This window comes from Halomonas urumqiensis, from assembly GCF_003028575.1.
Taxonomy (GTDB): domain Bacteria; phylum Pseudomonadota; class Gammaproteobacteria; order Pseudomonadales; family Halomonadaceae; genus Halomonas; species Halomonas urumqiensis.
The window spans coordinates 17,756-42,150 of the sequence record NZ_PYUD01000009.1; the positions used below are offsets into that span (position 1 = coordinate 17,756).

At 60.3% G+C, this 24,395-nt stretch carries 24 protein-coding genes; 18 read left to right on the top strand and 6 right to left on the bottom strand.

Annotation, left to right across the window (positions count from 1 at the left end; translation table 11 throughout):
* Nucleotides 1-39 precede the first annotated feature (39 nt).
* From lon to C6V82_RS16350, 4 genes are all read left to right on the top strand, one after another.
* A complete protein-coding gene (gene lon / locus C6V82_RS16335; protein WP_102587300.1) occupies nucleotides 40-2,445 on the top strand; it encodes an endopeptidase La in 2,406 nt (801 codons plus the stop codon).
* A 191-nt stretch (nucleotides 2,446-2,636) separates the two neighbouring features.
* Complete coding sequence (gene hupB, locus C6V82_RS16340) at nucleotides 2,637-2,909, top strand: nucleoid-associated protein HU-beta (RefSeq protein WP_102587301.1); 273 nt, start codon at nucleotides 2,637-2,639, stop codon at nucleotides 2,907-2,909.
* Between the two features lie 133 nt (nucleotides 2,910-3,042).
* On the top strand, nucleotides 3,043-4,863 hold the full coding sequence (locus tag C6V82_RS16345) for a SurA N-terminal domain-containing protein (protein ID WP_102587302.1): 1,821 nt from the start codon (nucleotides 3,043-3,045) through the stop codon (nucleotides 4,861-4,863).
* A 283-nt stretch (nucleotides 4,864-5,146) separates the two neighbouring features.
* Nucleotides 5,147-6,184, top strand: a complete 1,038-nt coding sequence (locus tag C6V82_RS16350) for a CobW family GTP-binding protein (RefSeq protein ID WP_102587303.1) — start codon at nucleotides 5,147-5,149, stop codon at nucleotides 6,182-6,184.
* Nucleotides 6,185-6,213: 29 nt separating this feature from the next.
* Here C6V82_RS16350 and C6V82_RS16355 read toward each other — a convergent pair whose 3' ends face one another.
* The 4 genes from C6V82_RS16355 to C6V82_RS16370 form a co-directional block, all read right to left on the bottom strand.
* Nucleotides 6,214-6,681, bottom strand: a complete 468-nt coding sequence (locus C6V82_RS16355; RefSeq protein WP_102587304.1) for a GAF domain-containing protein — start codon at nucleotides 6,679-6,681, stop codon at nucleotides 6,214-6,216.
* Between the two features lie 101 nt (nucleotides 6,682-6,782).
* Nucleotides 6,783-7,592: a MetQ/NlpA family ABC transporter substrate-binding protein gene (locus tag C6V82_RS16360; RefSeq protein ID WP_102587305.1), complete on the bottom strand. Its 810-nt coding sequence runs from the start codon at nucleotides 7,590-7,592 to the stop codon at nucleotides 6,783-6,785.
* A gap of 79 nt (nucleotides 7,593-7,671) precedes the next feature.
* Nucleotides 7,672-8,325, bottom strand: a complete 654-nt coding sequence (locus tag C6V82_RS16365) for a methionine ABC transporter permease (RefSeq protein ID WP_102587306.1) — start codon at nucleotides 8,323-8,325, stop codon at nucleotides 7,672-7,674.
* Nucleotides 8,306-9,400: a methionine ABC transporter ATP-binding protein gene (locus C6V82_RS16370; RefSeq protein ID WP_102587368.1), complete on the bottom strand. Its 1,095-nt coding sequence runs from the start codon at nucleotides 9,398-9,400 to the stop codon at nucleotides 8,306-8,308. The genes C6V82_RS16365 and C6V82_RS16370 overlap by 20 nt, the downstream gene beginning before the upstream one ends.
* 445 nt (nucleotides 9,401-9,845) lie before the next feature.
* Between C6V82_RS16370 and C6V82_RS16375 the strand changes: the two genes are divergently transcribed.
* The 7 genes from C6V82_RS16375 to C6V82_RS16405 all read left to right on the top strand — a co-directional run bounded on the left by C6V82_RS16375 (nucleotide 9,846) and on the right by C6V82_RS16405 (nucleotide 16,073).
* A complete protein-coding gene (locus C6V82_RS16375) occupies nucleotides 9,846-10,475 on the top strand; it encodes a riboflavin synthase subunit alpha (RefSeq protein WP_102587307.1) in 630 nt (209 codons plus the stop codon).
* 250 nt (nucleotides 10,476-10,725) lie between these two features.
* Nucleotides 10,726-12,030: an NCS2 family permease gene (locus C6V82_RS16380; protein ID WP_102587308.1), complete on the top strand. Its 1,305-nt coding sequence runs from the start codon at nucleotides 10,726-10,728 to the stop codon at nucleotides 12,028-12,030.
* A gap of 104 nt (nucleotides 12,031-12,134) precedes the next feature.
* Nucleotides 12,135-12,680 carry an adenine phosphoribosyltransferase gene (locus tag C6V82_RS16385; protein ID WP_102587309.1) on the top strand — a complete coding sequence of 182 codons (546 nt, stop codon included), beginning with the start codon at nucleotides 12,135-12,137 and terminating at the stop codon, nucleotides 12,678-12,680.
* 10 nt (nucleotides 12,681-12,690) lie between these two features.
* Nucleotides 12,691-13,170, top strand: a complete 480-nt coding sequence (gene gpt / locus C6V82_RS16390) for a xanthine phosphoribosyltransferase (protein ID WP_102587310.1) — start codon at nucleotides 12,691-12,693, stop codon at nucleotides 13,168-13,170.
* Nucleotides 13,171-13,197: 27 nt separating this feature from the next.
* A complete protein-coding gene (ung, locus tag C6V82_RS16395; protein ID WP_102587311.1) occupies nucleotides 13,198-13,881 on the top strand; it encodes a uracil-DNA glycosylase in 684 nt (227 codons plus the stop codon).
* 132 nt (nucleotides 13,882-14,013) lie between these two features.
* Nucleotides 14,014-14,643 (top strand): uracil phosphoribosyltransferase, encoded by a 630-nt coding sequence (gene upp, locus C6V82_RS16400; protein WP_102587312.1) that lies wholly within the window; start codon nucleotides 14,014-14,016, stop codon nucleotides 14,641-14,643.
* A gap of 185 nt (nucleotides 14,644-14,828) precedes the next feature.
* Entirely contained in the window at nucleotides 14,829-16,073 is a 1,245-nt protein-coding gene (locus C6V82_RS16405) for a uracil-xanthine permease family protein (RefSeq protein ID WP_102587313.1), read from the top strand.
* Nucleotides 16,074-16,165: 92 nt separating this feature from the next.
* Here C6V82_RS16405 and C6V82_RS16410 read toward each other — a convergent pair whose 3' ends face one another.
* Complete coding sequence (locus C6V82_RS16410; RefSeq protein ID WP_102587314.1) at nucleotides 16,166-16,750, bottom strand: cupin domain-containing protein; 585 nt, start codon at nucleotides 16,748-16,750, stop codon at nucleotides 16,166-16,168.
* A 211-nt stretch (nucleotides 16,751-16,961) separates the two neighbouring features.
* On the opposite strand from C6V82_RS16410, the gene mobA reads away from it, so the two are divergent.
* The 7 genes from mobA to C6V82_RS16445 all read left to right on the top strand — a co-directional run bounded on the left by mobA (nucleotide 16,962) and on the right by C6V82_RS16445 (nucleotide 22,277).
* A complete protein-coding gene (mobA, locus tag C6V82_RS16415) occupies nucleotides 16,962-17,540 on the top strand; it encodes a molybdenum cofactor guanylyltransferase MobA (RefSeq protein ID WP_102587315.1) in 579 nt (192 codons plus the stop codon).
* Nucleotides 17,537-18,133 carry a molybdopterin-guanine dinucleotide biosynthesis protein B gene (gene mobB, locus C6V82_RS16420; RefSeq protein WP_102587316.1) on the top strand — a complete coding sequence of 199 codons (597 nt, stop codon included), beginning with the start codon at nucleotides 17,537-17,539 and terminating at the stop codon, nucleotides 18,131-18,133. Before mobA ends, mobB begins: the two co-directional genes overlap by 4 nt.
* Entirely contained in the window at nucleotides 18,130-19,389 is a 1,260-nt protein-coding gene (moeA, locus tag C6V82_RS16425) for a molybdopterin molybdotransferase MoeA (protein WP_102587317.1), read from the top strand. The genes mobB and moeA overlap by 4 nt, the downstream gene beginning before the upstream one ends.
* 12 nt (nucleotides 19,390-19,401) lie before the next feature.
* Nucleotides 19,402-20,229 (top strand): cyclic pyranopterin monophosphate synthase MoaC, encoded by an 828-nt coding sequence (gene moaC / locus C6V82_RS16430; RefSeq protein WP_102587318.1) that lies wholly within the window; start codon nucleotides 19,402-19,404, stop codon nucleotides 20,227-20,229.
* Nucleotides 20,230-20,231: 2 nt separating this feature from the next.
* Nucleotides 20,232-20,678, top strand: coding sequence for a molybdopterin synthase catalytic subunit MoaE (moaE, locus tag C6V82_RS16435; protein WP_102587319.1), 447 nt, complete (start codon nucleotides 20,232-20,234; stop codon nucleotides 20,676-20,678).
* Nucleotides 20,679-20,704: 26 nt separating this feature from the next.
* Complete coding sequence (gene moaA, locus C6V82_RS16440; protein ID WP_102587369.1) at nucleotides 20,705-21,697, top strand: GTP 3',8-cyclase MoaA; 993 nt, start codon at nucleotides 20,705-20,707, stop codon at nucleotides 21,695-21,697.
* A gap of 235 nt (nucleotides 21,698-21,932) precedes the next feature.
* Nucleotides 21,933-22,277: an H-NS family histone-like protein gene (locus C6V82_RS16445; RefSeq protein ID WP_102587320.1), complete on the top strand. Its 345-nt coding sequence runs from the start codon at nucleotides 21,933-21,935 to the stop codon at nucleotides 22,275-22,277.
* A 337-nt stretch (nucleotides 22,278-22,614) separates the two neighbouring features.
* Here C6V82_RS16445 and C6V82_RS16450 read toward each other — a convergent pair whose 3' ends face one another.
* Nucleotides 22,615-24,213, bottom strand: a complete 1,599-nt coding sequence (locus C6V82_RS16450) for a ribonuclease J (protein ID WP_102587321.1) — start codon at nucleotides 24,211-24,213, stop codon at nucleotides 22,615-22,617.
* Nucleotides 24,214-24,395: the final 182 nt, after the last annotated feature.

The following is a 24,395-nucleotide window of genomic DNA, read 5'->3' on the forward strand; positions in this document are numbered from 1 at the left end:
TCAAGGCCATTCATCCGTATTGTTTGAGGAACGTCTGCGATGCAGCAGAACGCCGAACAGACTCTGAGTCTGCCCCTTTTGCCGCTGCGGGACGTGGTTGTCTACCCGCAGATGGTCATCCCGCTGTTCGTTGGCCGGGAGAAATCGATCCAGGCCCTCGAAGCGGCGATGAGTGCCGACAAGCGGGTGCTGCTGGTCGCTCAACGCGAAGCCAGCAAGGATGATCCTGACAGCGAAGACCTGTTTTCCATCGGTACCGTCGCCGACATCATGCAATTGCTCAAGCTGCCGGATGGGACCGTCAAGGTGCTTATCGAAGGCGTCTCGCGTGCCGATGTCGGTGAGATTCAGGTCGACGAAAGCTACAGCCGTGCCAAGGCGGTGCTGCGCGAGAGCGTGCCGCTCAGTGAGCGTGAGCAGGAAGCCCTGGTACGCGTGCTGCTCAATCAGTTCGAGCAGTACGTCAAGATGTCCAAGAAAGTGCCCAACGAGGTGCTTAACTCGTTATCGGGCATCGAAGATCCGAGCCGGTTGGTCGACACCATCTGTGCGCATCTTTCGTTGAAGATCGATGACAAGCAGCAGTTGCTGGAAATGGACAAGGTGCGTGATCGCATCGAGCATCTGATGGCGCTCATCGAGTCGGAAATCGATCTGCTGCAGGTCGAGAAGCGTATCCGCTCGCGGGTCAAGGAGCAGATGGAGAAGTCCCAGCGTGAGTACTATCTCAACGAGCAGATGAAGGCCATCCAGAAGGAGATGGGCGAGCTCGAGAATGTGCCCAATGAGGCTGAGAAGTACGAGCAGGAGATCAACGACTCAGGCATGCCCAAGGAAGCCCGTGACAAGGCGCTTCAGGAATTGGGCAAGCTGAAGATGATGTCGCCGAACTCCGCCGAGGCAACGGTGGTTCGCTCCTACCTCGATTGGTTGGTGTCGGTACCCTGGAAGAAGCGTACCCGCGTCAAGCATGACCTGGTGCATGCCCAGAAGGTCCTCGACGAAGACCACCATGGCCTCGAGGAGGTCAAGGCGCGCATCCTTGAATACCTCGCCGTGCAGAAGCGGGTACGCAAGCTCAAGGGGCCTGTGCTGTGTCTGGTGGGCCCGCCAGGGGTCGGCAAGACATCCCTGGGCCAGTCCATTGCGCGTGCCACCAACCGCAAGTACGTGCGCCTGGCGCTGGGGGGGGTGCGCGATGAGTCCGAGATTCGTGGCCATCGTCGTACCTACATCGGGTCGCTGCCCGGCAAGATGATTCAGCGCATGAGCAAGGCGGGTGTCAAGAATCCGCTGTTTCTGCTCGACGAGGTCGACAAGATCGGCATGGATCATCGTGGCGACCCCGCTTCGGCGTTGCTCGAGGTGCTCGACCCCGAGCAGAACAACAGCTTCAGCGACCATTACCTGGAGCTCGACTACGACCTCTCCGAGGTGATGTTCATTTGCACGGCCAACTCCATGAACATTCCCGGGCCGTTGCTGGATCGCATGGAGGTGATTCGTCTACCCGGTTACACCGAAGACGAGAAGCTGGCCATCGCCAAGCGCTATCTGGTGCCCAAGCAGTTGACCGCCAATGGCCTCAAGGAGGATGAGCTGAGCTTGTCCGACGACGCGGTGATGGAGTTGATTCGCTACTACAGCCGCGAGGCGGGGGTGCGCGAACTCGAGCGCCAGATCGCCAAGGTGTGCCGCAAGGTGCTGCGGGAGCGTCTCGAGCAGGAAGCCAAGGAGGGCGCGCTGGCGCCTGTCACGCTGGCTGCTGCCGATATCGAGCCCTATGCCGGGGTGCGGCGCTACAGTTACGGCCTGGCGGACCAGCAGGACCAGGTGGGCCGCGTGACTGGCCTCGCCTGGACCTCGGTGGGTGGCGAGCTGCTGGTCATCGAGTCGGTGGTGACGCCAGGCAAGGGCCGCATCAACAAGACCGGCTCACTTGGTGACGTCATGAAGGAGTCGGTGAGCGCCGCCCAGACTGTGGTTCGCGCACGCGCCGAGCAACTGGGGATCGACCCAGAGCGCTTCGAGAAGGAGGACGTGCACATTCACGTCCCCGAGGGCGCAACGCCCAAGGATGGCCCGAGCGCGGGTGTCGCCATGGTGACGGCGATGGTCTCCGCTTTCACTGGTCGCCCGGTGCGCTGCGATGTCGCCATGACCGGCGAGGTCAATCTGCGCGGTGAGGTCATGCCGATTGGCGGGCTGAAGGAGAAATTGCTGGCTGCCCGGCGCGGTGGTATAAAGATCGTGCTGGTGCCGGAAGAGAATCGCCGCGACCTCAAGGAGGTACCGGACAACATCAAGGATGCTCTCGACATCAAGCCTGTTCGCTGGATCGACGAAGTTCTGGAAGTGGCATTGGCGAAAAGTTCAGAGCCTGTCAGCGAGGAATCCCGTGCGGATGACTCGGCTACTTCACACTCGATGATCAGCACGCATTGACCATAAATATGTCATCATGACCCAACAAAAGTCCCGTCATGATGGGGTTCGCGCCTTAGGTTGCTTGACAGGCGTTTCACCGCATTGCTATAAACTGCGCCATGCTGTGATCGTGTATGTCTTATGACGTCTGTTTGCCGAAAAGGCGCGCCGATTAGAGCCATTTTCTGAATACAGTCAAGGGGTGAAGTGTGAATAAATCCGAGCTGATCGAAGCCATTGCCGCGTCTGCCGACATTCCCAAGGCCGCTGCTGCCCGTGCACTGGACGCCATGGTTGACACCGTCACCGATAGCCTCAAGAAGGGTGACAGCGTTTCCCTGGTGGGTTTCGGCACTTTCGCTGTGAAAGAGCGTGCCGCTCGCACCGGCCGCAACCCGCAGACCGGCAAGCCGATCGAGATCAGCGCTGCCAAGGTGCCGAGCTTCAAGGCCGGCAAGGCGCTCAAGGATTCCGTCAACTGAGTGACGTGTGTTTCGCACCTCACTGAATGTTGAGACTCTCACAGGCGTGTCGCCCACCGGCGATACGCCTGTTTTCGTTGTATTGATTACCGTATGATCGTAATCCGTTTTAGCGCTATCTGCCGAGGCTTGCATGCTGCAAAGTATACGTGATCGCTCCCGAAGCTGGGGCGCCAAGATCATCGTTGGTGCCGTCGTCGTCACCATGGCACTGTTTGGTGTCGAATCCCTGGTGGGGTTGCTTGGGGGAAGCGCTGATGAGATCGCCCAGGTCAATGGTGAGCCTGTCACGCGGCAGCAGCTGGAACTCGAGGTTCAGCGGGCGATCCGTAGTGGTCAGGTGCCGCCGGAACAGGAGCGTGCCCTGCGTACCCAGATGCTCGATCAGTTGATCACCGATCGCTTGTTGACCCAGTACGCGGAAGAGGGCGGTTTTTACCTTTCCGAGCAACAACTCGACCAACTGATCGTCTCTCTGCCTGAGTTCCAGAACCAGGACGGTGGCTTCGACAGCGAACTGTTCCGTAACCGACTGGCTGGCGCCGGTTATACGCCAACCTCGTTCCGCGAGGAACTTCGCGTAGACATGAAGCGCCAGCAGCTGCAACAGGGGTTGGCCTTCAGTGATTTCACCTTGCCAAGTGAACAGGAAGCCCTGGCCAGTCTGCAGCGTCAGACACGTAGCTTCCGCTATTTCATGCTTGGTGCCGATGAGCTGGACCAGCAAGTGGAAGCCAGTGACGAGGCCCTTCAGCGCTACTACGAAGAGCATGCCGACCAGTTCGTTCGTGAGGAACAAGTGCGCCTGGAGTATGTGGTCATCGACCGCCAGCAGATGGCCGAGCAGGTCGATATCAGCGAGCAGGCCCTCAGGGATGCCTGGCAGGACCGCACCCGTGACGCCGACCGCCGCATCGCGCACATCATGCTTACCTTTGGTGACGAGCGTACCCGCGATCAGGCCGAGGAAGAGCTCGAGTCACTGCGTGCCCGTCTCGAGGACGGAGAGGCGTTCGAGGAACTTGCTGTTGAAGCTTCCGATGATCCGGTGTCGGCCGAGCAGGGCGGTGACCTTGGCGTGATCAGTCGCGGGTTTTTCGGCGATGAGTTCGATGATGCGGCATTCTCGCTGGATGAGGGCGAGGTGTCAGACATCGTCGAGACCGACAACGGCTTGCACCTGCTCAAGGTGACCGGGTTGGAGCGCGAGTCCTTCGAGTCGCTACGTGACGAGTTGCGCAGTGAACTGGCGCGTTCCGAGGTGTCCGGCGAATTCAACGAGCGGGTCCAGCAACTCATCGACGATAGTTTCGCCGCCGATGACCTGCAGAGCGTGGCAGAGGACCTGGATCTCGACCTGCAGACCAGTGATTGGGTGTCGCGTGACATTAGTGAAGGGGTGCTTTCCGAGCCGGGCGTGATGGCTCAGGCATTCAGCGAGGATGTGCTCGAGGAGCGGTTCAACAGCGAGGTCATCGAGCTCGACGAGGACCGGCGCATGGTGTTGAGGGTGGCCGAGTATCGCGAGGCGACAACCCTGCCGCTCGACGATGTCCGCGACGAGGTTCGCCAGCGTGTGGAGGCTGAGCTCAGGCGCGAGGCACTGGTCGAACTCGCCCAGGCCCGTGTCGAGGCGCTGCGTGATGGTGAAGACTTGGCGATCGACTGGCAGCAAGCCGATCAAGTTGGTCGTCAGTCATCCGGCGAGGTATCCGAGGATGTTGTCGATGCAGTTTTCCGGCTGCCGGCTCCGCAAGGGGATGATCCCGTCTATGGCCATGCCGTGAGTGACGATGGCGTCGTGGTGATGGCGCTCGAACGCGTGGAGGAGGGCGAGGTCGACACCGATGTCGAGCAATTCGTCTCTTCCATGGCTGAGCGCCTGCGCGCCCAGGCGGCCATTCAAGGCTTGCTCGATGATCTGCGAAGCAGTGCGGACATTGTGCGTCAATAACGTACTACGCCGCGCCTTAGGCTGAAAGGCGCGGTCCAGGGAACCACCCGCGAAACCCCGCCGAGTCAACCACTCGGCGGCCCGATCCCCGCGGCTCGACGGCGACAGGCCTAACGCGGACACGCTGTGAACCCATCCATGGGCGCTAGCTTTTTCATCCCTGAAAAAGATGTCCGCTACGCCCTGTCCCCTACGCCGCTTGTGGCCTGCCGTTCGACCCCGCCGCCTGACTTGCGTAGTGTTACTGTATAACACTATTGCTTGCCCATCCCGAGACGCGTCCATGCCACAAACACTGAGCGATATCCCCGTCCACCTGATCACCGGATTTCTGGGCAGTGGCAAGAGTACGCTGATAAACCGCTTGATCGAACAGAAGCCAAACGATGAACGCTGGGCGGTGGTGATCAATGAATTTGGGCAGGTCGGCATCGATCAGGCAATGTTCAGCGAACGTGACGACCTGGTCGTCAAGGGATTGCCCGGTGGGTGCCTGTGCTGCCAACTGGCGTTCGTGATGCAGGCAACGCTGGTCAATCTGTTGCATCGTCAGCGTCCCGATAGACTGATCATCGAGCCTACCGGGCTTGGCCATCCCGCTGGGCTGCTCGAGGTCCTGCGTGGTGAGGCGTTCGCCGGTGTGCTTGATGTGCGTGACATCATTGCCGTGCTGGATCCCCGTCGCCTGGACGACCCAAGGTCCAGGGAGCACGCGACCTTTCGTGACCAGTTGGCGGTGGCCGACTCCGTGGTATTGACCATGACCGATCTTGCCACGCCCGAGCAGCTAGCCGCTGCCCATCAGTATGCCAGTGCGCAGTGGCCGAAGAGGCGCTGGGTGGCTGAGGCGGCGTATGGGGAGGTGCCGATCAGCTTGTTGATCGACGCTGGCCGGCATCGCGGTGAGCTACCCCAGACTGATGGGTCCGCGCCGCATGACCACAAGGCGCTGCGTGAAGCAGCCGGTAGTGTGGTGATGCTTGACGATTTCGCACTCGTCGAGCCACGCACCGGTGAGCCCGTTCACGAGTCAGGTCACGCGCTTGGCTACGACACCTTGGGCTTTCGCTGGCACCCGGCGGATGCCTTCGATCTTGACCGGGTCACGGCACTGCTGGGTGCGTTGCCTGCCGCCTTGAGGGTCAAGGCGGTGTTGCATACCGAGGCAGGTTGGAAGCTCTACAATCGCGCCGAGGGCACGGTGAACCTTGGCGATTGTGCCTGGCGAAGGGATTCACGGCTGGAGGTGATCGGTGAGCAGGGCACGCTGCCGGAGGCCGAGTGGCTGGTGGCACGTCTGCGGGAATCCTTGCTGCCGTAACGCAGCTTTCACGGCGTAGGGCTTTTCTCCTAGACCGCTTCGAGGTCGGTATGGGCGATAAACACAGCCATCAACGCTTCGATGCCGGCTTGATCCTCGGCAGTGAAGCGACCGACGGTCGGGCTGTCCAGGTCCAATACTCCCCACAAGCTGTCGTTCACCATGATTGGAATCACCAGTTCTGCATTGGAGGCCGCATCGCAGGCGATGTGATCCGCCACCGCATGGACGTCGTCGATTCGCTGAGCCTGCCGAGTGCGGGCGGCGGCACCACACACGCCCTTGTCGAAGGGAATGGGATGGCAGGCAGGCTTGCCCTGGAAAGGGCCGAGTGACAGCATCCTCGGGCTCCGTTGGAGATAGAAGCCGACCCAGTTCAGGTCATCGAGCATCTGCATCAGAAAAGCACAGGTCTGGGCGCTGTTGGTCAACCAGTCGCGGGTGTCGAGCAGTGCCTCGAGCTGGCGTACAAGCAGCCGGTAGTCGATGGTAGCCATCGCAGGCTCCGTTGCGCGATTTAAGAAACAAGATAAGAAAGAGCCGGCTCTCGGCCGGCCCTTTCGTGGACATGATCGTGTGGCAGATCGCGTCCGCAAGCTTACTTCCAGCCAGGTACCGCCGCCGGGCCGAACAGCTCGGCGGCCTTGGCTGCTACCTCGTCGGTCTGGTAGGCCTCGACCAGTTGCTGGATCTCCTCGCGCTCCTGGTCACCACCGCGAACCGCAATCAGGTTGACGTAGGGTGATTCGGGGCCTTCCTTGATCAGCGCATCGTCCAGGCTGAGGCCGGCCGGCTGGGCGAAGGTATTGTTGATGAAGGCCATGTCGACATCCGGCAGCACGCGCGGCAACTGGGCAGCCTCTATCTCGCGGAAGCGGAAGTCCTTCGGGTTCTCGACCACGTTGAGTGGTGTGGCCTCGAGGTTGGTCGGATCGTCCAGTTCGATCAAGCCCTCATTGTGCATCAGGATCAGCGCGCGGCCTTCGTTGGAGGGGTCGTTGGGCAGCGCGATCTGGGCGCCTTCGGGTAATTCATCGATGCTTGAGTATTTTTCGGAGTAGGCACCGATGGGGTAGACGAAGGTCAGGCCTGCGATGGTGAAATCGTAGCCGCGGTCCTCGACCATGGAGCGCATGTAGGGCTCATGCTGGTAGGCGTTGGCGTCCAGGCTGCCATCGGCCAGCGCGGCATTGGGGGTCACGTAGTCGGTGAACTCGATGATCTCGACATCCAGGCCGTATTCGCGCTCTGCAATCTCGGCGGCCACGTGCATGACGTCGGTCTCGGGACCGGCCACGGTGCCGACCTTGATGCTGTGGTCATCGGCTGTCGCGGTCCCCGCGCCCAGGATGACGGCTGACGCCAGTACACCTTTGGCGAGCCGTGAGATAGCGGAAGTCTTGGTCATGAGAGGCGTCTCCTTGTCTGAATGAACTTGATGTTAACGGAATAACGATGAGAATTTTAATAGTTTTTGGTTATCAAGCTTACTTATGATCGCTCTTGCGGACGAGGTAATCGCCAAGACTCTGGAAGCCCTGCACCATCACCACCAGGATCGCGACCGTGATCAGCATGATGGTGGGGTTGAAGCGGTTGTAACCGTAGCGGATCCCCAGGTCGCCTAGGCCGCCGCCGCCGACCGCGCCTGCCATGGCCGAATAGCTGATCAGGGTCACGACGGTAACGGTCAGCGCCGTGAAGATGCCGCCACGTGCTTCGGGCAACAGCACGCGGGTAATGATCTGCCAGGGCGTGGCACCCATGGATTGCGCGGCTTCAACAAGTCCTGGATTGATCTCGTTCAGTGCGCCTTCGACTAGCCTGGCAATGAATGGGATCGCGGCGATGGTCAGTGGCACGGCCGCCGCATTGGTGCCGATAGAAGTGCCGACCAGGGCGCGGGTGAACGGGATGATCGCCACCATCAGGATGATGAAGGGGATCGAGCGTCCGATATTGGTGACCACGCCGAGCACTCCGGCCAATACCGGTTGGGCCAGCACTTGCCCGGGGCGCGTCACGTAGAGCAGAACCCCCAGCGGGATGCCGATCAGGGCGGCGATCACGCCGGAAATGGCCACCATGTAGAGCGTATCGAGGGTCGCTGTCAGGATCAGGTCAATCATTGCGCTGGACATGGCCGAGCACCTCCACGTTCAGGTCATGGGATTCCAGATATTCGATGGCCTCAAGGGTCTTGGCCGGCGAGCCCATCAGTTCGGCGATCATCAGCCCCAGGGTACGTTCCTGGATCGACTCCACCTTGGCCTGCAGTATGCTGACGTCCACGCCACACTCCCGGGCCAGCCGTGAGATCAGCGGAGTGGAGACGGCATCGCCGGAAAACGCCAGGCGTACCACCGGGTGAGTATGTTCCCCGGGGGCTTCCACCAACCTTTCGATGAGTGCGCGGGGAGGCTCGAGCTCGAGAAAATCGTTGAGGAAGTTGCGCCCCAGCCGTGTCTTGGGGGCGGTGAAGAAATCCCCCACGTCGGCTTCTTCCACCAGTTCGCCGCCTGAAATCAGGCTCACGCGGTGGCAGATCGACTTGACCACTTCCATCTCATGGGTGATCAGCAGGATGGTCAGCCCCAGGCGCTGGTTGATGTCGCGCAGTAGCGCCAGGATCGATCCGGTGGTCTGTGGGTCGAGCGCCGATGTGGCCTCGTCGCACAGCAGTACCTTGGGTCGGCTGGCAAGGGCCCTGGCGATCGCTACACGCTGCTTCTGTCCCCCTGAGAGCTGCGCGGGATACTGGTTGGCCTTGTCGGCCAACCCCACCAGTTCCAACAATGGAGCGACCCGTTCACGAATCTCGCCACGCTTCATGCCCATCAATTCCAGCGGCAGGGCAACATTGGCAAATACACTTCGGTTGGTCAGCAGATTGAAGTGCTGGAAGATCATGCCGATGCCGTGGCGAGCGGTATTGAGCGCCTTGCCGGAGAGTCGAGTGAGCTCCTGGCCATCCACACTCACCGTGCCGGAAGTGGGGCGCTCGAGCAGGTTGACGCAACGGATCAGGGTCGATTTGCCGGCGCCCGACAGGCCGATGACGCCGTGGATTTGGCCCTGAGGGACATGCAGGTCGACATTCTTGAGTGCCTGAACCGATGTTGACGAGGCACCCGATTCGCTTGCCTCGGCACGTCGATCCTGCCTGTTTGGTTTCTTGATGAAGAAGGTCTTGGATACGTTGTGGAGTCGGATCATGAAAGCCACCGCAATGGGCGCCTTGGCGGGCAGGGCAGCGGCAGCCAAAAAAAAGGCCACCCTTGCGGGTGGCCATCAACGCTGGACACACCCGTTTAGCTGCACTTCACGCCGCGGCCGGCCTGACAGGATAACCGCAGCGCTGGCGCCCGCAAGCTGGGTACAAATCGGCGCCGTCAAAATGAGGCAGACAACCTTATGTTTCATACAAGCGTCTGTCAATATGCCTGGGCCATGTCACCCTGAAATGAACGGCTTGGCGGTTTATTTTCATGAAATACGTTAATGTGCAGGATAATCGACTGGAAATAGATGGTGTTCGATAGGCTCAAGTTTGCCACCGTCTCTCTACCGATGAATTCCCACCCCGGATGGATTTCCCTAAACTAGGCCAGTCAAAACGGCTCATACCTTGTGTCGTATTCCCATCATTCGAGGAGACGCCATGTTTACCGGCATCGTGCAGGGCACCGCTGAAGTGGTGGCCATCGAAGAGGCCGAGTTGTTTCGCACCCATGTGATATGCCTTCCTGGATCACTTCGAGAGGGACTGGTACAGGGTGCATCGGTGGCGCACAACGGCGTCTGCTTGACCGTTACGGCCATGGACCGCGATCTCGTGAGTTTCGATCTGATGCGTGAAACGCTCAAAGTGACCAATCTTGGTGCAGTCAAGGTGGGGGATCGGGTCAATATCGAACGCGCGGCTCGCTTCGGTGACGAGATTGGTGGCCACGCAATGTCCGGTCATGTCATGGCCACGGCGGAACTCGTGGAGCTCGATGAGGCGCCCAACAACCGGCGCTTGTGGTTCGAACTGCCAGCTCCACTGGGGCGCTTCGTGTTCGATAAGGGCTATATCGGTGTCGATGGCATCAGCTTGACCATCGGAGAGGTGCGCAAGGCCACCGAGGCCAATGGGCCGCGTTTCTGCGTCAACCTGATTCCCGAGACACTGGAGCGAACCACGCTTGTAGACCGAGTGCCGGGGGATGTCGTGAACATCGAGATCGACCCCCAGACCCAGGCGATCGTCGAAAGCGTCGAACGGGTCCTGGAAGCTCGTGGCCTCTAGCCCATTGTCATTGGATTGACCATTCCGTCAGGATTGCGTTGGTAGCCTGGGTGGCGGCTGGCCCGGAGGTTGCTTATATAGAAGCGTACGAGAGCACGTGTGACAGGGTCGGCGTCTCGCATCAAGGAGGGCATGCGGTTACCATAGTTGGCTTTTTTACCCCGCAGCTCTCTTGAGCGCTCGCCACGACATCATCGACGACCTCTCTTGCAACGACAATCAACGAGTCTCCTGCGCAGGAACGACAACCATGCTGAAACGCTTGATCGACAATCATTTCAAGTTGGCAGAGCACGATACCAACGTAAAGACCGAGGTCATTGCCGGGATTACCACCTTCCTGACCATGGCCTACATCATTTTCGTCAACCCGAGCATCCTCTCCGAGGCCGGCATGGACTACGGCGCGGTATTCGTCGCCACATGCCTGGCGGCGGCCATCGGCTGTCTGATCATGGGGATATGGGCCAACTACCCCATCGCACAGGCCCCTGGCATGGGGCTCAACGCCTTCTTCACTTATGGCGTGGTGCTGGGCATGGGGTACACCTGGGAAGCCGCCCTCGGCGCAGTGTTCTTCTCCGGCCTGTGCTTCTTCCTGCTCAGCGTATTCAAGATCCGTGAGTGGATCATCAACTCGATTCCTCTCTCGCTGCGTCTGGGCATTGCCGCCGGTATCGGGTTGTTCCTGGCGATGATCGCACTGAAGAATGCCGGCATCGTGGTCGCCAATCCGGCGACCTACGTGGCACTGGGCGATCTCAGCGAGCCAGCGGCACTGTATGCGCTACTTGGCTTCTTCGTGATCACAGCACTGGCCTATCTCAGGGTCACGGGTGCGGTGATGATCGGTATCCTCGGGGTCACCATCCTGGCCACGTTATTCGGGCATAACGAATATGGAGGCTTGATGTCCATGCCACCCTCCATCGCCCCGACCTTCCTGGCGTTGGACCTCTGGGGCGCGCTTGATGTCGCCATGCTGAGCGTGATCTTCGCCTTCCTGTTCGTGGACCTGTTCGACACCTCCGGTACCCTGGTGGGTGTGGCGCATCGCGGCAAGCTGCTCGACAAGGACGGCAAGCTACCGCGTCTTGGCCGGGCGATGATGGCGGACAGTGGTGCTTCCATGTCCGGCGCGCTGCTGGGTACGTCCACCACGACCAGCTACATCGAGTCTACCGCGGGCATTGCCTCGGGTGGACGCACCGGCCTGACCGCCGTGGTAGTGGCCGCGTTGTTCCTGGTCAGCCTGTTCTTTGCCCCATTGGCAGGCTCTATCCCGGCGTATGCCACCGCGGGCGCACTGCTTTACGTCGCGGTGTTGATGGCGGGAAGCCTGGCCCATGCCAACTGGGAAGATCCCACCGATGCGGCGCCAGTGTTGATTGCCGCGCTGGCCATGCCGCTGACCTTCTCCATCGCCGAAGGCATCGCGCTCGGCTTCATCAGCTACGCTGCCATCAAGGCCCTGTCCGGTCGTTTCAGTGACCTGAACCCTGCCGTGATCACGCTGGCGCTGCTGTTCGCTGCGAAGTTCCTGTTCCTGGATTGAACAGGGTGCATGCATCATGACACTGGCCGGTCATACTTGACCGGCCAGTGTCATGGTTGGCACCGATTCACACTCAGTTTCACATTCAGCCACCGAGAACCGTAATGAGCATCTACGGCGACTACATCAAGTCCGTGATTCGTACCGTCCCCGATTGGCCACAGCCGGGAGTCAACTTTCGTGACATCACGCCGCTGCTCCAGAACAGCGCGGCGTTTCGCAAGCTGATCGATAGCTTCGTGCACCGCTATCAGGAGATGGATCTCGATGCCATCGCCGCCATCGACGCGCGTGGCTTCATCATCGGCGCGCCGCTGGCCTATGAACTTGGCTGCAGCTTCGTGCCGGTGCGCAAGAAGGGCAAGCTGCCGTTCAAGACCATCAGCGAGACCTATACCCTGGAGTATGGTCAGGCCGAGGTGGAGCTCCACTCCGACGCTTTCAAGCAGGGTGATCGTATTCTGATCGTCGATGACCTGATCGCCACCGGTGGCACCATGCTGGCTGCCGCCAAGCTGATCACTCGCAGCGGTGGCCAGGTGGTCGAGACCGCAACGATAGTCGATCTGCCCGATCTCGGCGGGTCGGCGCGCATTCGCGAAGCAGGGTACAGTGTCTTCGCGGTCTGTTCTTTTACCGAGGACGAGTGAGACCAACGCCATGAGCACCCAACGATATCACCAGCATTTCACCGTCTCCTGGGATCAGTTGCATCGCGACGTTCGCGAACTCTGCCAGCGGCTGATGGAACGCGACTTCAAGGGCATCGTCGCGATCACGCGTGGTGGGTTGATTCCCGCTGCGTTGATCGCTCGCGAGCTCAACGTTCGCTTGATCGATACCGTGTGCATCAAGAGCTACGACCATATGGACCAGGGCGGCCTGGACGTGCTGAAGGGCGTGGATCATGACGGTGAAGGCTGGCTGCTGGTCGATGACCTTGTCGATACCGGCAAGACCGCCCGCAAGGTGCGCGAAATGTTGCCCAAGGCGCATTTCGTGACCATCTATGCCAAGCCCGAGGGCCGCCCGCTGGTCGACCAGTATCTTACCGAAGTCGCACAGGACTGCTGGATTCAGTTTCCCTGGGACATGGGAGTGGCCTATGTCGAGCCACTGGTCGATCAGGTCAAGCGCTGACGTCGTCCACCCAGAGAGGAGGGTGCTGTGACTTGCCCATTACCGGAGAGCTGGCAACAGTGGCTCGGCAATGAATTCGATGCTCCCTACATGCACGAGTTGCGAAACTTCCTGGCAGCCGAAAAAGCCGCCAGGAAGGTCATCTACCCGCACTCATCGGACTGGTTTCGTGCCTTTGAGCTGACCCCTATCGATCAGGTCAAGGTGGTCATTCTCGGCCAGGACCCGTATCACGGACCGCACCAGGCCCATGGGCTGTGCTTTTCGGTACGGCCCGGAGTACGAGTACCGCCGTCTTTGGTCAATATCTACAAGGAGCTCGCCCAGGATGTGGGCTTCCAGCCAGTCGATCACGGCAACCTGGAGCATTGGGCGCGCCAGGGTGTGCTGTTGCTCAACACCTCGCTGACCGTGGAGCAGGGCAAGCCGGCCTCCCATCGCGGCAAGGGGTGGGAAGTCTTCACCGACCGAGCCATCGCCGCCGTCAATGAACATGCCGCACCCAGCGTGTTCCTGTTGTGGGGCAGTCATGCGCGCTCCAAGAAGGCGTTGGTCGATACCTCGCGCCATCTGGTGCTGGAGTCTCCGCATCCATCGCCGCTATCGGCGCATCGTGGTTTCTTCGGCAACCACCAGTTCTCACGCGCCAACGCTTTTCTCGTCGAGCAGGGGCGCACGCCCATGGACTGGCAGTTGCCCAGCGAGCCGTGAGCGTCTCTTGAATGCACTGCCGTGCTGACGATGGCTTAACCTCGACAGCCCATGCGGTTAGAATGTTGCGCAATTTGTCGGCCTGGCCGCTAAGGCATTGGTCATCGTCTCCCCGCCCCGAGAGGTCATCCCATGAGCGTTCACGCCATCAAGCATCCCCTGGTTCAGCACAAGCTGGGGCTAATGCGCGAAGCCGGCATCAGCACCAAGAGTTTTCGTGAACTGGCAGGCGAGCTGGCCAAGCTTTTGACCTACGAAGCGACCCAGGATCTCGAATCGCAGACTCAAGACATCGAAGGTTGGAACGGCAAACCCATTTCGGTGCGGTTGCTCAAGGGCAAGAAGGTCACCATCGTACCTATCCTGCGTGCTGGTCTCGGCATGCTCGATGGCGTCACCGATTTGATACCCAGCGCTCGAGTCAGTGTGGTGGGGCTTTATCGCGATGAGGAGACGCTTGAGCCGGTACCCTATTTTGCCAAGTTCGCAGGCGACCTCGACGAGCGCATGGCGATCGTCATCGACCCGATGCTGGCCACCGGTGGCAGCATGGTCGCAACGCTCGACATGTTACGCGAACGTGGTTGCAAGCAGATGAGGGTGATCGTGCTGGTGGCGGCCCCCGAGGGCATCAAGCGGGTGCAGGATGCCTACCCGGACATCGAGATCTATACCGCCGGGATCGATGACCACCTCGATGAAAATGGCTACATCGTGCCGGGGCTGGGCGATGCAGGGGACAAGATCTTCGGCACACGCTGAGTGGGTGTCTACAAATTACTGCGCTCGGCCATTCGACGTTGAAATTACCCTCGGGCGCGAGTCCGATCAAAATGCTCATTTACACCCTCGTAAACTGCGCTTTTTCAGCTAATTTCGCCTTGCCTGGCCTTCGCTCGTTGTTTTTGTAAACACCCCCTGATAACCACACAAAAATGGAGCCCCCCATGACAGACCAGACGGCAGCCGCTCAGGTGCCTGTGGATTCTCCGCTCAAGACGCTTCTCACCGGCGCCCAGATGCTTTTCGTGGCCTTCGGCGCGCTGGTGCTGGTGCCACTGCTCACTGGACTCGACCCCAGTGTGGCGTTGTTCACCGCCGGGGTTGGGACATTGGTATTCCACGGGATCACCCGTGTCACGGTGCCGGTGTTTCTGGCCTCGTCATTTGCCTTCATCGCGCCCATTCAGGGCTCGGTGGCCAATTTCGGTATTCCGGCCACCATGGGCGGGCTGATGGCGGCGGGACTGGTCTACGTGGTCATCTCCCAGGCGGTGCGCATGAAGGGCACGGTCTGGTTGCACCGACTGCTGCCGCCGGTGGTGGTGGGACCGGTGATCATGGTGATTGGTCTGGCGCTGGCGCCAGTGGCAGTGAGCATGGCCACCGGTGAAACCAGCGATAATATCGACTATGGGCCAGCGATCCTGCTCTCCATGGTGAGCCTTCTGGTGACGCTGGTACTGGCGGTATTCGGGCGTGGCCTGTTGCGGCTGGTGCCGATCATGGGGGGGATCGTCACCGGCTATGCCCTGGCGCTGGCCATGGGGCTGGTCGACTTCTCCCCGGTCCATGAAGCCGCTTGGCTTTCCATCCCCGCCTTTACCGCTCCGAGCTTCCACTGGGCGGCCATTCTGTTCATGATCCCAGTGGCCATTGCGCCCGCGGTGGAGCATATCGGTGACATGGTGGCCATCGGCTCGGTGACCGGAAAGAACTACCTCGACAAGCCAGGACTGCATCGCACCCTGTTGGGTGATGGTGTGGCCACGTCCATGGCGGCCCTGTTTGGCGGTCCGCCCAATACCACCTATTCCGAGGTCACCGGAGCGGTGACGCTGACCCGCGCGTTCAATCCCGTGATCATGGTGGTGGCCGCCTGTTTTGCCATCGGCCTGGCGTTTGTCGCCAAGCTTGGTGCGTTGTTGCAGACCATCCCGGGGCCCGTGATGGGCGGCATCATGACGCTGTTGTTCGGTTCGATCGCGGTGATCGGCATGAATACCCTGGTACGCGCTGGTCACTCGCTCACCGCCCCGCGTAACCTGGTAGTGGTATCCTTGATTCTGGTGTTCGGCATCGGCGGGATGCAGTTCGGTGGTGGCCAGTTCACCCTGCAAGGGGTCAGTCTTGCTGCCCTGGTGGGTATTTTGCTCAACTGGTTATTACCTGACGAAGAAGAGCAGCACTGATCAAACCTGGTTTGTCTTGGCCTCGGCATGCCGAGGCTGAAGGTTTGTCTCATTCACTTCCCGATCCCGACATTGCCCCATTCCTCGAGCTGTCAGGCGTGGTGTAGCTCCTGTCCGCCGTCGGAGAAGGTGGGCGGTGTGTTGGCGCTGACGATGACACACTCATGATTGCCGATATTGCGAAAGCGATGGGGCAGTCGCGAGTCGAAATAATAGGCGTCACCAGCGCGCAAAACCGCCACCTCCCGGGCGACAGTGATCTCGATTTCGCCGGAGATCACCACGCCGCCTTCCTCACCGTCGTGCTCGAGCATGTCGGTGCCGGTATCCGCTCCCGGTGGATAGCGTTCATGGATGATCGACATGCTGCGGTCGGGTCGTCTCGCCGCCACAAGTCGCCAGGAAAGATGGCCATCCCCAATGTCGGTCATCTCATCCGCGCGAAAGAAGGGCTGTGGCTGGCTGGGTGCATCGCCGGCGAAGAAGTCGCTGATCGACACCGGCAGGGCATCGAGAATCTTCTTCAGTGAGCTGACCGAGGGGCTGACGCTGTTCTGTTCGATCAGCGAGATGGTGCTGTTGGTCACCCCAGCACGTTTGGCCAGTTCGCGTTGCGAAAGGTCTCGACTCTTGCGCAGATGGCGCAAGCGTGAACCCACGTCGAATCCTGCTTCCATGTCCGCATCCGTCAAATATTGTGGACATATGATAGCGTTTCGACGGCGCGAGGATAAGTCATGGCGAGGGGTGTGTGCAGGCGGGATGATACATGGCACCGTGGAGCCGCCTCAGGCATCATGACTTGACGTAAACTGGGATCATGATTGGGGTTGAACCATCGAGGAATTCATCGACGTGCCCGTTATCCATCACAACGAACTCACTGGGATGATCCTGGCCGGTGGCCAGGGCCGCCGCATGGGCGGTCGCGACAAGGGGCTTGAACCCTTCAACGGCAGGCCGCTTGTCGCGCATGTTCGTGAGCGCCTTGAGGGGCGCGTCGCCGAGGTTCTGGTGAGTGCCAATCGCCATCATGACGACTATCTTGCGTTGGCTGATCGGGTAGTCAGTGACACTGAATCGGGCTACCACGGGCCACTGATGGGCATCTACAGCGGTCTGCGGGCTTCCCATACCGCGTGGTTGCTGGTCGTGCCCTGCGACAGCCCGGCGTTGCCCTGGTCGCTTGTCGAGCGCCTGATGGGGGGGCTTGCCGGTGGTGATATCGCCGTGGCGCACGATGGTGAGCGCCTGCATCCGGTGGTGGCCCTGATCAGGGTGGCTCTGGCCGATGATCTGGCCAGGGCAATGGCGGGAGGAGAGCGCAAGATCGATCGCTGGTATGCCCGCCATGACTGCCGTGAGGTGGATTTTTCTGATTGCCCGGAAGCGTTTGCCAACCTCAACACCGACGCCGACAAGCGCCACCTTGAACAGTTGCTGGGCAAGGGGGCCGCGTCATCATGAAGTCGCTAGACGCTCGCCCGCTGACGCTTGCCGCGGATCTCCCGCTGCTTGGCATCGCGGCGTGGAGTGGCACCGGCAAGACGACGCTGCTCGAACACCTGTTGCCGGCGTTGGCCGAGCGGGGGTTGAGGGTAGCGGTGATCAAGCACGCGCACCATGCCTTCGATGTCGACCAACCTGGCAAGGACAGCCATCGATTGCGCCAGGCGGGAGCCTTGCCGATGGTCGTGGCATCCCGGGCGCGAGTGGCGTTGATGATGGAAACCCCGACTCAGGATGAGGCCGACCTTGTCCAGTTGATCGACATGGTGCGTCCCCAGGCGCCAGACCTGGTGCTTATCGAAGGCTTCAAGGCGTGGCCGCTGCCCAAGCTGGAGCTGTATCGTTCGTCCCTCGGCAAGCCGCTGCGCTGCGGTGATGATCTCTGGATAAAGGCGCTGGCGAGCGACGCTGAGTTGGCGGTGCCGGAAGGGGTCGAGGCGCTGGATCTCAATGACCTCGCGGCCCTCGTCGATTGGGTGGCGGCATGGCCCGCGCGCTGGTTGCATGAGCGCCACCCGCGTAACCAGCGTGTGGGAGCTCCGTCATCATGACCCTGTCATGCTTTGAACTCGGCGAACGCATGCTCGACGTCGATCAGGCTCGCCAGGCGATTCTCGGCCTGGCCGAGGGAGTGCTTGAAAGCGAATCGCAACCGCTGACGGCGTTGCATGGCCGTGTCCTTGCCGCTGATGTGGTCTCGCCGATCGATGTTCCCCAGCACACCAATGCGGCCATGGACGGTATTGCGCTTGCCTGGACTGGCACTGTTTCCAGGCCGGCCCGGTGGCGCCAGGTCGGCGAGGTGTTTGCTGGCATGCAAGACGAAACATGGCTCGCCGCAGGGGAGTGCGTGGCGATCACTACCGGTGCGCCTTTGCCGAAGGGGGCCGATAGCGTGATCATGCGCGAGCAATTGCGGCGAGCCGAAGACGATGCTTGCGAGGTGTCAGTGGACCGCCCCGAGCGCGTGAAGCAAGGCCAGAATGTGCGCCGCGCCGGAGAGGATATCGCCCGTGGTGAGGTAGCATTGCGGGCCGGCACCCGCCTGACGTCTGCCGAGCTTGGCGTCATGGCTTCTCTGGGTATCGCCGAGGCCGATGTGGTTCGAAGGCCCAGGGTCGCGGTGTTTTCCACCGGCAACGAGGTCACGGCACCCGGTGCGTCTTTGCCGGCAGCGGGGATCTTCGATGCCAATCGATTCAGCCTGGCGGGGCTTGTCGGCGAGCACGGCGGCGAGGTGGTGGATCTGGGGATTCTGCCTGATGACCAGGCCGCGATCGCCCACGCGTTGCAGGAGGCAGCTAGCCATGCCGATCTGGTCTTGACCAGCGGTGGGGTCTCGGTGGGAGACGCCGACCACACCCGTGCCGCGCTGATGGAGAGCGGTGATCTCGGCTTCTGGAAAGTGGCGATTCGACCGGGACGACCGCTGGCTTGCGGGAGGCTTGGTTGTCGCGGCGTGCCCTTCCTTGGTCTGCCCGGCAACCCTGTCGCCGCCATGGTCACTTTTCTGCAGTTCGTGGCGCCGTTACTGGCCAGGTTTCAGGGGCGTCCCGAGTCGCCCCGGCGACTGACAGCGATCGCCGAGCATGCCATGAAGACTCGCCTCGGGCGTGCCGACTACCTGCGCGGACGCTATCACAGTGACGGCGAGGGAAGGCTCAGGGTCGAGGTCACTGGCGCCCAGGGCTCGGGCATACTCTCTTCGATGGTCATGGCCAACTGCTTGATCGAGATCACCACCGAACGCGAAGCGGTTGACGCCGGCGACGTGGTGATCATTCAACCCCTTTTTCGTTATCCATGAGGTGAATTTTCCATGTCACTGACCCATCTCAACGCCCGTGGTGAGGCTCATATGGTGGATGTGGCTGACAAGCCGGAAAGCCGCCGAGAGGCTAGCGCTTCTGGGCGCATCCGCATGCAGCCCCAGACCCTGGCGTTGCTTCTCGAGGGCGGCCTGCCTAAGGGCGATGTGCTGGCCACGGCACGTATCGCCGGGATCCAGGCCGCCAAGCGCACCCATGAACTGATTCCCCTTTGCCACGCGCTAGCGCTATCCAAGGTCAGTATCGATTTTCATCCCGACGTCGAGGCGTCGTGCGTAGATATCGTGGCCACCTGTCGCCTCAATGGGCGTACCGGCGTCGAGATGGAGGCACTGACGGCTGTATCGGTCGCCTGTCTGACGCTGTATGACATGTGCAAGGCGGTGGACAAGGGGATGGAGATTGGCGATATCCATGTGGATACCAAGACCGGTGGCAAGTCGGGAGATTATTCGCGCGCTTCCCTGGACCTGGCGGATGAGGCCCCGATGGTGGCGCCCATCGTCACGGGCACTGGCCAGGATGGCGAAGTCTCGCTTGGCAATCGCTGCGATATCCACTCCGCCTGCATTCGTGTGAAGTGCCTGGCGGAGTTGCGCGAACGCCTCGGAGTGGGTGAGGTATCGGTACCGCTGGACAGTTTGATCAGCGCCGATGTCGCGGGGCTCAAGGCGGCCTTGAAGACACTGGACCCGCGTTTTTCGCGTCTTGACGAGGGACGGATTCTTTGCGCGGTGAATCAGGTGATGGCGGCTGATTCCACGCCGATCACCGATGAGGACGAGGTGGCGTTTTTCCCGCCCGTCACAGGAGGTTGATAATGATTCGCGTGCAACAGGCCCCTTTCGATGTCGGCACTGAACAGCGCAGGCTGCTGGCGGGGCGAAGTGACATCGGGGCGGTGGTCAGTTTCACCGGGCTTGTCAGGGACTTCAATGAGACCCCGGATGTCACGGCGCTTACCCTTGAGCACTACCCCGGCATGACCGAATCGGCGCTTGAACAGATCGTCATGGATGCCGAGACACGCTGGTCACTGGAAGGCGTCTGCGTCATCCATCGGGTTGGACGATTGGCCCCTAGTGACCCTATCGTGTTAGTGATGGTGGCAAGTGCACATCGTCGTGCCGCGTTCGAGGCCTGTGACTACATCATGGATTACCTCAAGACGCGTGCGCCCTTCTGGAAGAAGGAGCATGCCGCAGCCGGTGACTATTGGGTGTCGGAACGTGAATCCGACCTCATTGACGCTCGCCGCTGGAAGTGAATATCCCTGGAGACCGGATAATGACAATACCCCAGGAACTGATCGATGATTTCGGTAGACGCGTCAGCTACGTGCGTATTTCGGTAACCGACCGGTGCGACTTCAGGTGCGTGTACTGCATGAGTGAGGACATGACCTTTCTTCCACGCGCCCAGGTGCTGACGCTCGAGGAGCTTGCCTTGGTGGCGCGGGCCTTCATCGAACTGGGAGTGGAAAAAGTACGTTTGACGGGTGGTGAGCCACTGGTGCGCCGGGATATCGATCAACTGGTCGAGCAGGTGGGTGAGCTGCCAGGGCTCAAGGATTTCGCCATGACCACCAATGGTGCGGGACTTCCGAAGCACGCCAGACGGTTACGCGAGGCTGGACTCAAACGGCTCAATATCAGCCTGGATTCGTTAGACCGGGAACGTTTTCGCAAGCTGACGCGTACCGGCGATCTTGATCGTGTGATCGAGGGAATCCGTGCCGCCAAGGAGGCCGGTTTCGAGCGCATCAAGCTCAACGCGGTGATTCTCAAGGGGCGAAATGACGACGAGGTCGTCGACTTGGTCGAGTTTTCGCGCAATGAAGGGCTGGATATCAGCTTCATCGAGGAGATGCCGTTGGGTGACGTGTCGGATCACCGGCGTGACGAGACATATTGCTCGAGCGATGACGTACAGGCGTTGATTGAAGCACGCTACCCATTGTTTCCCACCACCGAGACCACGCTTGGCCCCTCACGCTACTTCCGCATGGCTGACAGCGAGACACGGGTGGGCTTCATCTCCCCGCATAGTCACAATTTCTGTTCTACCTGCAATCGCGTCAGGGTGACCGTGGAGGGGCGCTTGCTGCTGTGCCTTGGTAATGAGCACTCGGTTGACTTGCGCAAGGTGTTGCGTCGATACCCTGGTGATATCGATGCCTTGAAACGCGCCATCGTTGCGGCGATGCCCCTAAAGCCCGAGCGCCATCACTTCACCACGGATGGTGATGTGCAGGTTGTTCGCTTCATGAACATGACGGGTGGATAAGCCTCATCAGTCTATCAATCACTTTCTCGACGGCGCCCCAGGGCGCCGTCTTCATATCAATTCGTTCCGGTTGGTGGTGTGAATTTAACGTGGCATTGGCAAGAAATAAATGGGTGACCTGCCTTGCCAATCGGGTAAGTGTGCATATACTTTCCATGTTAGGTATTGCGAATAACCTACTTCATTTATCCACTTTCATTTACCCACTTTCATTCACTCAGAGACGGAGGGGGCAATGTCCACCGAATCCCTGGAGCGCATCGCACGCAACAAGAACGTGGCTCGCGCCGCGGCAAGGCAGCTCAGTACGGAACAGCTTCACAAGCTGGCCGAGGTGATAGATGAAGTCATCGAGCAGAAGAAGGATGAAGAGCGTCTGCGCCAGGAGGAAGAGGTTCAGAAGGAACGCAAACTCGCCGAGATTCGTGAAGCCATGAATGATGCTGGGCTTTCCCTCGACGATCTGGTGGCCGAACAGCCCCGGCGCAAGCGGGGACGTCCGCCAAAAAATGCCAAAAATGGCAATAGCGCTAGTAATACGAGTAACGCCAAGAGCTCAAAGAGTGCCAAGAAGGCCTGAACAAGAAGATCTGAACAAGAAGGCCTGAACAAGAAGGCCTGACCTCCAGGCTTGCAAGTCGGGCATCAGCTATGCGCGCTATGATCGATCCTTGATACGCAGCAGGGTTGATATGGAGCAGGGTCGATATGACTGACAGTCGGCAAGTCTACCGGGGGAAGATGGCAAGAGGGGTTACGAAAATCGATCAGGGTCAAGTCATGGAAGTAAATCGCCGGGCGGCAAGTTCGATGCTCGAGCATTAACCGCATCAGGTGACAGGCATACGGGAGGTGATCCACTGGACTCACCTCCCGTCCGTTCCATCAGCCGGATGTCTGTTGTCGTTGACAGTTGCTCAGTCCAGGTCACTGGTGCTGGGGGCTTCCACGGCGAGAATCTGCAGATGTATATCTGGCAAGCGACGCAGATGATCAGCAAACCAGGCCAGCAGCCTTGGCTGCAGCGCCACGCGCAGTTCCGACAGGGTATCGGCACGCAGGGAGTCCAGCGTCTCGTCCAGCCAGTCGCTGAAAGCGTCTTCGTCCAGTGGGCTTGCCTGGCTTGCATCCAGCATCAGGCGGCCTATCCGCGTCCATCCACCCGCGTCGGTTGCAGTGACCGACAGCGCCAGGTATAGGCTGCCATGGTGCGTTCCGCGCGATGCAGCGCCAGCCAGGCCAGGTAGAGGAGCTACGGCATTCTTGCTGATGATGCATGGGGGCTGTGGGTGGCGAGCTTCAAGCGTTATACCGTCGCTATCGAGGCGGATCAGATCACCATTCACGGGCACCAGTGGTGCCTTGATACCCAGTGACTCGGCGAGTTCCCGATGGACCTGCTGATGGCGGTATTCACCATGAACAGGTACGAGATGGCGTGGCTTTACCCAGCCGTAGAAGGTGCGTAGCTCATCCTGGGCAGGGTGGCCGGAAGCGTGCAACTCCGGATGGCTGAATTCATCGAGTAACGTGACGCCCAGCATGCGCAGGCCGCCCTTGAGCCTGTCGATGAGAATTTCGTTACCCGGAATGGCCTTGGCTGAAAAGATCACGCTGTCACCGGAACCAAGTTCCAGCGTCGGGTGACGCCCCCGAGCAAGACGATGCAGGGCCGCGCGAGGCTCTCCCTGGCTACCGGTGGCGATCACCAGCACCTCATCGGGCGGCAGGTAGCCGAGATCGGATACTGGCACCAGGGGCGGAAAGTCATCCAGATAGCCCAACCCCCGGGCGACTCCCACCATGCGTTCCATTGAACGTCCTATCAGGCTGACTCGACGCCCACAGCGTTGCGCCGCTCGGCCAATGGCAAGTACGCGAGCCAGGTTGCTGGCGAAGCATGAAACCACCACCCGGCCCTTGCACGCGGCGATGGAATGCTCAAGGGCTCGGGCGACGTCTCCTTCGCTTCGCGAGTGACCGGGGGTGGGGGCATTGGTAGAATCCCCCACCACGAGATCGACAGGGGCGATGGCGCGAAAGCTGGCCGCGGACATGGCATCACCAATCAACGGCTCCGGGTCAAGCTTCCAGTCTCCGGTATGCAAGACTCGATGACTCCCCGCGACAATCAACAGCGCGCAGCTCTCCGGGATCGAGTGGGTCAAAGGCAGATAGCGCAGCGTAAATGGTCCGCATTCCAATGCTTCCCCAGGTTCGATGACGTGAATGGCATCGGTGGCAAGGCCACGCTCCATGAACTTTGCGCGCAGCAGACCAGCAGCCAGCGGGGTGGCGTGGATCGGGCACCCCCAGCGAGGCCACAGCCAGGCAGCCGCTCCAATATGATCCTCATGGCCATGGGTGATGATCAGTGCACAAGGGGTAATGCCAAGCGCCCTGGCGGTGTCGAGATTGGGTACCTGCAGCGGAGTGTCAGGAAGATCCTGGCGGATCATCATGCCGCAATCGACGGCGATCCACTGCGAATCAAAGCCATACAGGTTCAGGTTCATGCCAATTTCGCCGGAGCCACCTAGCGGAAGGAAATGCAACGGAGGTCGGCGACGGGGGCGGATCTGTACTCGAGGCTGTGGCATCGGCACGCACATGCTGGGAAATGAGTGATTTCACTATACGGGATCGTGCCTTGCGGTCACAACGAGCATGCGCATGACAGTGCCTGGTCAGGGGCGAT

Excerpts from the sequence above, each read along its gene's own strand:
- lon (WP_102587300.1), top strand. The coding sequence starts at position 40 with ATGCAGCAGAACGCCGAACAGACTCTGAGTCTGCCCCTTTTGCCGCTG.
- C6V82_RS16345 (WP_102587302.1), top strand. The coding sequence starts at position 3,043 with ATGCTGCAAAGTATACGTGATCGCTCCCGAAGCTGGGGCGCCAAGATC.
- C6V82_RS16350 (WP_102587303.1), top strand. The coding sequence starts at position 5,147 with ATGCCACAAACACTGAGCGATATCCCCGTCCACCTGATCACCGGATTT.
- C6V82_RS16355 (WP_102587304.1), bottom strand. The coding sequence starts at position 6,681 with ATGGCTACCATCGACTACCGGCTGCTTGTACGCCAGCTCGAGGCACTG.
- C6V82_RS16360 (WP_102587305.1), bottom strand. The coding sequence starts at position 7,592 with ATGACCAAGACTTCCGCTATCTCACGGCTCGCCAAAGGTGTACTGGCG.
- C6V82_RS16365 (WP_102587306.1), bottom strand. The coding sequence starts at position 8,325 with ATGTCCAGCGCAATGATTGACCTGATCCTGACAGCGACCCTCGATACG.
- C6V82_RS16370 (WP_102587368.1), bottom strand. The coding sequence starts at position 9,400 with ATGATCCGACTCCACAACGTATCCAAGACCTTCTTCATCAAGAAACCA.
- C6V82_RS16375 (WP_102587307.1), top strand. The coding sequence starts at position 9,846 with ATGTTTACCGGCATCGTGCAGGGCACCGCTGAAGTGGTGGCCATCGAA.
- C6V82_RS16380 (WP_102587308.1), top strand. The coding sequence starts at position 10,726 with ATGCTGAAACGCTTGATCGACAATCATTTCAAGTTGGCAGAGCACGAT.
- C6V82_RS16385 (WP_102587309.1), top strand. The coding sequence starts at position 12,135 with ATGAGCATCTACGGCGACTACATCAAGTCCGTGATTCGTACCGTCCCC.
- gpt (WP_102587310.1), top strand. The coding sequence starts at position 12,691 with ATGAGCACCCAACGATATCACCAGCATTTCACCGTCTCCTGGGATCAG.
- upp (WP_102587312.1), top strand. The coding sequence starts at position 14,014 with ATGAGCGTTCACGCCATCAAGCATCCCCTGGTTCAGCACAAGCTGGGG.
- C6V82_RS16405 (WP_102587313.1), top strand. The coding sequence starts at position 14,829 with ATGACAGACCAGACGGCAGCCGCTCAGGTGCCTGTGGATTCTCCGCTC.
- C6V82_RS16410 (WP_102587314.1), bottom strand. The coding sequence starts at position 16,750 with ATGGAAGCAGGATTCGACGTGGGTTCACGCTTGCGCCATCTGCGCAAG.
- mobA (WP_102587315.1), top strand. The coding sequence starts at position 16,962 with ATGATCCTGGCCGGTGGCCAGGGCCGCCGCATGGGCGGTCGCGACAAG.
- mobB (WP_102587316.1), top strand. The coding sequence starts at position 17,537 with ATGAAGTCGCTAGACGCTCGCCCGCTGACGCTTGCCGCGGATCTCCCG.
- moeA (WP_102587317.1), top strand. The coding sequence starts at position 18,130 with ATGACCCTGTCATGCTTTGAACTCGGCGAACGCATGCTCGACGTCGAT.
- moaC (WP_102587318.1), top strand. The coding sequence starts at position 19,402 with ATGTCACTGACCCATCTCAACGCCCGTGGTGAGGCTCATATGGTGGAT.
- moaE (WP_102587319.1), top strand. The coding sequence starts at position 20,232 with ATGATTCGCGTGCAACAGGCCCCTTTCGATGTCGGCACTGAACAGCGC.
- C6V82_RS16445 (WP_102587320.1), top strand. The coding sequence starts at position 21,933 with ATGTCCACCGAATCCCTGGAGCGCATCGCACGCAACAAGAACGTGGCT.
- C6V82_RS16450 (WP_102587321.1), bottom strand. The coding sequence starts at position 24,213 with ATGAACCTGAACCTGTATGGCTTTGATTCGCAGTGGATCGCCGTCGAT.